The sequence below is a fragment of the Sporomusa sp. genome, from assembly GCF_057736855.1.
Window position 1 is genome coordinate 1 of the sequence record NZ_JBYKYF010000162.1, and the last position, 5,921, is coordinate 5,921.

General features: G+C 45.5%; 7 protein-coding genes and 1 pseudogene. 7 read left to right on the plus strand and 1 reads right to left on the minus strand.

Annotated elements, in window-relative coordinates; translation table 11 throughout:
• From thiL to rimI, 4 genes are all read left to right on the plus strand, one after another.
• A partial coding sequence (thiL, locus tag AC29Z1_RS11115; RefSeq protein WP_488271530.1) for a thiamine-phosphate kinase occupies positions 1 to 925 on the plus strand: 925 nt, incomplete at its 5' end.
• 6 nt (positions 926 to 931) lie between these two features.
• Complete coding sequence (gene tsaE, locus AC29Z1_RS11120; RefSeq protein WP_488271531.1) at positions 932 to 1,402, plus strand: tRNA (adenosine(37)-N6)-threonylcarbamoyltransferase complex ATPase subunit type 1 TsaE; 471 nt, start codon at positions 932 to 934, stop codon at positions 1,400 to 1,402.
• Position 1,403: 1 nt separating this feature from the next.
• Positions 1,404 to 2,102 carry a tRNA (adenosine(37)-N6)-threonylcarbamoyltransferase complex dimerization subunit type 1 TsaB gene (tsaB, locus tag AC29Z1_RS11125; RefSeq protein ID WP_488271532.1) on the plus strand — a complete coding sequence of 233 codons (699 nt, stop codon included), beginning with the start codon at positions 1,404 to 1,406 and terminating at the stop codon, positions 2,100 to 2,102.
• On the plus strand, positions 2,095 to 2,544 hold the full coding sequence (gene rimI / locus AC29Z1_RS11130) for a ribosomal protein S18-alanine N-acetyltransferase (protein ID WP_488271533.1): 450 nt from the start codon (positions 2,095 to 2,097) through the stop codon (positions 2,542 to 2,544). The genes tsaB and rimI overlap by 8 nt, the downstream gene beginning before the upstream one ends.
• A gap of 113 nt (positions 2,545 to 2,657) precedes the next feature.
• Here the strand turns inward: rimI and AC29Z1_RS11135 are convergent, their stop codons facing one another.
• Positions 2,658 to 2,858, minus strand: coding sequence for an alpha/beta-type small acid-soluble spore protein (locus tag AC29Z1_RS11135; protein WP_488271534.1), 201 nt, complete (start codon positions 2,856 to 2,858; stop codon positions 2,658 to 2,660).
• Positions 2,859 to 2,985: 127 nt separating this feature from the next.
• On the opposite strand from AC29Z1_RS11135, the gene tsaD reads away from it, so the two are divergent.
• The 3 genes and pseudogenes from tsaD to AC29Z1_RS11150 all read left to right on the plus strand — a co-directional run.
• A complete protein-coding gene (tsaD, locus tag AC29Z1_RS11140) occupies positions 2,986 to 4,014 on the plus strand; it encodes a tRNA (adenosine(37)-N6)-threonylcarbamoyltransferase complex transferase subunit TsaD (protein WP_488271535.1) in 1,029 nt (342 codons plus the stop codon).
• A 271-nt stretch (positions 4,015 to 4,285) separates the two neighbouring features.
• Positions 4,286 to 5,812 (plus strand): sensor histidine kinase, encoded by a 1,527-nt coding sequence (locus tag AC29Z1_RS11145; protein WP_488271536.1) that lies wholly within the window; start codon positions 4,286 to 4,288, stop codon positions 5,810 to 5,812.
• A gap of 1 nt (position 5,813) precedes the next feature.
• Positions 5,814 to 5,921: pseudogene (locus tag AC29Z1_RS11150) on the plus strand (response regulator); the annotation flags it as partial.

Below are 5,921 nucleotides of genomic sequence, written 5' to 3' on the forward strand. Positions count from 1 at the left end.
TGTTGGTATTGGTGATGACGCTGCCGCACTTTTGCCGACACCTAAACAGTTGTTATTATTTACGACTGACATGCTAGTTGAGTCAGTACATTTTGATTTAGCAACAACAACGCCTTGGCAGCTTGGGTATAAAGCCATCGCTGTAAACATTAGTGATATAGCCGCCATGGGGGGAGCACCCCGTCATGCGGTGGTTTCCATTGCCTTACCTTCCACTACCTCGCCGGATTTTGTGGTTAATTTATATAAGGGTATGAAAGAAATTTGCCGGGAGTTTTCGGTTAACATTGTTGGCGGTGATACCGTTTCTAGTCCACAGGGGCTTGTTATTAATGTCATGGTATCTGGTGAAGTTGAACCAGATAATTTGGTTCGCCGTTCTGGAGCTAAACCTGGAGATATTGTAGCTGTTACTGGATTTTTGGGCAATTCTGCGGCAGGATTGGCTTTGCTTACGGCTGGTGAATGGGAAGAATATCCTTTTGCCTGGCCACTAGTAACTGCTCATTTAACTCCGCGGCCACAGGTTAGAGCCGGTCAGTTATTGGCTGCCTTTGGTGCTAGCAGTATGAATGACATTAGTGATGGGTTAGCCAGCGAAGCTCACGAAATTGCTAACGCCAGCAGGGTCGGGATAAAACTATATGCAGACCAAATTCCCCTTTCTACAGACCTAAAAGCTGCAGCCGAAACATTCGGTAAACAGGCACTTGACTGGGCTTTATATGGCGGTGAAGATTTTCAACTCATATTTACTATGGAGCCTAGTAAATATGAAGCCTTTGTGCGGGAACACCCTGATGTAACCGTATGTAAAGTGGGTGAGGTTGTCGATGGTGGACAAGGGGTAACACTTGTTGATGAAATGGGCCAAGTACATGAAATTAAGGCCAGGGGATATAACCATTTTCGTCAAAAGGAGTAATTTAATTTGTTAAACGTTAAAACCAATGGGCCTGAGGAAACCTATCGTTTTGGTCAAAAAGTTGCCAAAGTGTTAAAACCGGGTGATGTTTTATGTTTGTCCGGTGACCTTGGTGCCGGCAAGACCTTGTTAAGTCAGGGGATAGCTGCCGGTCTTAATGTGGTAGATACTGTCTCTAGCCCAACATTTACTGTACTTAATGTGTATGAGGGAATGATCCATGATCAGGAACTTGCTGTTTATCACTTTGACTTATACCGGCTTGAACACCCGGAAGAACTTGCTGATATTGGTTTTGAATATTATGTGGAATCCGGAGGCATTGCTATTATTGAATGGCCGGAGAAGTTTACCGAATTTTTGCCTGATGAGCATTTGTGGATGACACTAAAACTGGGTGAGCAGGCAAATGAAAGGATTATTTGTCTTACCCCGCAGGGGAAGCGGTATAGAGAGCTTTGTGAGGAGTTGAAATAGTTTGCCTATTCTTGCTGTCGATACAGCCACCCTTGTGTCTAGTGTGGCGATTGCCACCCCGGACACGCTGGTGGCTGAACTTACTATTCAGACCCGAAAAACCCATTCTGAACGACTGATGCCTCATATTGCCAGCTTGTTGGCTATGGCTGAAATATCAAAGACCAGCTTAAAGGCGGTTGCTGTTAGTATTGGGCCAGGTTCCTTTACCGGACTTAGGATTGGCTTGGCAACCGCAAAGGCACTTAGTTATGCACTAAAAATTCCATTAATCGGTGTACCTACACTGGCGGCGCTGGCGTTTAGCTGCCCGGCGCCAGGGACGGTTTTGGCTCCCATGCTGGACGCGCAAAAAGGGAATGTGTATTTAGGACTGTATGAATGGCAGGACAACATGGTTGTGGAAGTGCAGCCACCACAGGTAATCCCATTTAACGAAGTCCAGGCGAAACTTGCTCAGCTAGGACGTCCTGTTTTACTTTTGGGTGAGGCGGCAGTTATGCATAGAGAGGATATACCTAATCTTGTACCGCCGCATGTAATCATGCCGCGTGCTGGCAGTATCGCGGTTATGGCTCAGCAGCTTTATGCGCAGGGGATTCGTCATGATGTAGCCAGTCTGGAACCGCTGTATATCAGACGGTCAGAAGCTGAAGAATTGTGGGAACGGCGGCAGTCCCAGGAGTGCCGTAATGGCTGAAATAAGTATTAGGCGTATGCAACAAGCAGATATCGATGCCGTGCTGGAAGTCGAGAAGCAGGCGTTTGCCACTCCGTGGTCACGGGAAGCTTTTGAGTCTGAGCTTAACGACAATGATTTATCCCATTACCTAGTAATCTTGGATGGTGATCGCATTATCGGTTATGCCGGCTTCTGGCTTGTAATTGATGAAGCCCATGTTACCAACATCGCAATTTTGCCCGAATATCGTGGGCGCAAGCTCGGTGCATTGCTGTTAGAGCATATGATTGTTACTGCCAAACAATTGGGAGCAGTCCGTATGACACTTGAGGTGCGCCCTTCCAACATTCCGGCACGGAGGCTTTATGCCCGCCGTGGCTTTGTTGAGCAAGGTATTCGGCCTAATTATTATGCTGAATTAGGTGAAGATGCAATTATTATGTGGTTGCATAATTTGTAAAAAAAAGAGGCCACCGTTGAGTGTGGCTCCAAAGGGTGATTGTGTAATTTAACATATGCTTTAGGGCGTAAAATGGTGACAGGGCGGCTATAGCCGCCCTGTGCGTTAAACATTTATTGGAGAGTAGATTCATACTGCTCAATCATTTTACGAACCATGTGACCACCTACGCGACCGCAGTCGGCAGAAGTCATAGTAGCCCAACCCTGGCTACGAACCCGCTCGGAAATCCCCAATTCGTTAGCCACTTCCATTTTCATACGGTCAAGAGCGTTTTCTGCGGCCGGATTTACAGGTTTCTTCGAGCGTGCCATCTGTGTGCACCTCCTTTCCCGGACTGTATATTATTGTCCTTGGTTCTAATTTGGCTTGCTTTGAACATTAAAATACATCTGTTGTTTATGTAATAATTAGCAGACATTATGATGGAGGTCTGTCCTTATGACGCAAAGTTTAACCTTGGCTTTAGAAACAAGCTGTGATGAAACATCGGCTGCAGTTGTAGCTAATGGGCGTACAATTTTAGCCAATATTATTTCTTCACAAGTATCCACACACCAAAAATTTGGTGGTGTTGTTCCAGAAATAGCATCTCGGAAACATATTGAGAATGTTATTCCTGTTGTTGACCAAGCATTATCTCAAGCGGGAACAACAATTGAAGAAATTGATGCCATTGGTGTCACCTATGGGCCGGGATTAGTCGGCGCGTTGCTTGTGGGTGTAGCAACTGCCAAAACCTTGGCGTTTGCGCTTGATAAGCCGCTGATCGGCGTAAACCATTTGGAAGGGCATATTTTTGCTAATTTCCTTGCCCATCAGGATTTAAAGCCGCCATTTGTCGCGCTGGTAGTGTCAGGTGGTCATACTTCGCTTATTCACCTTAAGGATTATAATGAGATTGTACTTTTGGGCCAGACTCGTGACGATGCTGCCGGTGAAGCTTTTGATAAAATTGCCAGAGTCATGCATTTTCCGTATCCAGGCGGTCCATATATTGATAATGCTGCTAAGCAAGGGAATCCCTCGGCTATTACTTTTCCCCGCGCTTTTGCTGTGCAGGAAGGCGAGAATAAATTTGCTTTTAGTTTTAGTGGTTTAAAATCTGCGGTTTTAAATTACTTAAACAGTGCTAAACAGCGGGGTGAGGATGTCAGCATACCGGATGTAGCCGCCAGCTTTCAAGCGGCTGTGGTTGATGTGCTGGTCATGAAAACCATGATGGCGGCCGAACAAGTTGGGGTTAACCAAATCGTCTTAGCCGGCGGCGTAGCAGCTAATTCAGCATTGCAGAGGGAAATGGCTGCCCAAGCAGCCGCACGCGGATTTGCTCTGTTTTATCCACCACCTATACTTTGTACTGACAACGCAGCGATGATTGCCTGCCGGGCCTATTATCAGTATTTGGCCAAGGATTTTGCTGATTTGCATCTTAATGCCGTTCCGGCGCTTAAATTAGGAAGCAGATGATGTGGACAATAAATAAAATACAATTGTGGATAATGTGGGTAAGTGAGTCATGAACCGCCGTGAGACCCTATGATATCTACAACAAGGCTGTGTATAACCTTGTGGATATTGTTGATAACTTTGGGTATAACCTGGGAAGAGGTTGTGGATACCGATTCGACTGTAAGTTTGTGGATTTGTGACCAGATGACAAGGAATTATTTGCGTTGTAGTTGAATACATAAGGAATTAGCGGGCAGAGTTGTTTTCTGCCTGGAGGTTACTTTGCTGGATGAGAGAGTATCGGCTTTTGCCTGCGCCAGAGGTTTTAGCACAAGCCGAGTTCTCTATATGTGAAACGGGGGATTCATCTGTGGGCGTGACTGCTGGAATTTGTCAAAAAATTACAGTCTTAACTCCAAACCAGATTCAAGTTCTTGACAATGCGGCAAGTGTACTGGGATTGGCTGCTGATCTTGCTCACGCTCAGGTTACATTGTATGCGCCGGGTCACAGCGAGAACTTTTTGGCCATTGTTGCCCAAGCTAAACCCAATACCAGTTATATTGATTTCAAAACACACATTCTAGGCAGCACGGTGCAAGCAAGTGAAGAACCGTTGGTATGGCGGACACTAGTTTCCGGTGCCAATATTGCAGGACAGCGAGAGTGGGCACTGGGTATGGACGTATTAGAAATGCAGGTTTACCCTATCAAGGATGCTGATGGCTGTATCATTGCTGCTGCCAGTTTTGAAACCAATACCCAGGAGGCTAGTGCTGATGGGCACAGTATGCTGGTAGAAACTGCCTATATGCTTTTAAATATGGCTGCAACCAGTGGACCGCTCGACCGTAAACTGTATCGGCCACTGGGTACGCGTGATGGTATTGTGGTTATTGATGAACGCAGTTACATTACTTTTGCTAACTCGGCGGCGGATGCCATTTATAAAGTGTTGGGTATCAACCGGGTGGTTGGCCGTCGGATCTCTGACCGTCAAGTGAATATGAAACTGGCTCAACAGGCGCTATCCACCGGGCAACCGCTGGAAAAAGAGACAGAAGCCGGTCACATGATTTTAGTCCAGAGGGCCATTCCTATTTTTGTCGACGGCCAAGCCGTACGTACTGTGTTCATTATTGCGGATGTTACTGATATTCGAAAAAAGGAAAAAGAATTGTTGGTAAAATCAGCAGTCATTCAGGAAATACACCACCGTGTCAAGAATAATCTGCAGACCATTGCCAGTTTGCTTAGATTGCAGGCGAGGCGCACCAAGACTCCGGAAGTTAAAGCAGCGCTTAGAGAAAGTGTTAATCGGATTTTGAGCATATCGGTTGTTCATGAATTTTTATCTCAACAAGACAGAGAATATATTGATGTGGCTGAAGTTACCAAAAACATTTTGGATTTGGTTATTCAAAATATGCTTGAGCCCAATTTTAATATTGAAACCGTATTTAATGGTCAAACAGTGATTTTGCCTTCCGAACAAGCCAGCAGCTTAGCATTGGTCATTAATGAGCTTATTCAAAATTCCATTGAACATGGTTTTGTCGGACGCAAAGAGGGGCTGATTGGCGTGGATATTGCGACAACGCCTGAATGCTATCAGATAGATATCTATGATGACGGTATTGGCCTTCCTCAGGATTTTACTTTGCAAAATACAAACAGTTTAGGTTTGCAGATTGTTAGAACCCTGATAGAAAAAGATCTTGGGGGAGAATTTCGTCTGTTTTCCCGTGCAGGAACCCATGCTTTTATTACTATTCCCCGGCTGATGGAAGGCGGTAAAGAGGCGAAGGAGGAATAACATGGATGCTTTGCGGATTGTAATTGCTGATAACGAATCGATTATAAGAATGGATCTAAAAGAGATTTTGGAAGAAGCCGGACATACAGTGGTGGGCGAAGCCGTGGAC

What these genes read in the sequence shown, in the direction of transcription:
- rimI (WP_488271533.1), top strand. Translation starts at nt 2,095, where the DNA reads ATGGCTGAAATAAGTATTAGGCGTATGCAACAAGCAGATATCGATGCC.
- AC29Z1_RS11135 (WP_488271534.1), bottom strand. Translation starts at nt 2,858, where the DNA reads ATGGCACGCTCGAAGAAACCTGTAAATCCGGCCGCAGAAAACGCTCTT.
- AC29Z1_RS11145 (WP_488271536.1), top strand. Translation starts at nt 4,286, where the DNA reads ATGAGAGAGTATCGGCTTTTGCCTGCGCCAGAGGTTTTAGCACAAGCC.
- tsaD (WP_488271535.1), top strand. Translation starts at nt 2,986, where the DNA reads ATGACGCAAAGTTTAACCTTGGCTTTAGAAACAAGCTGTGATGAAACA.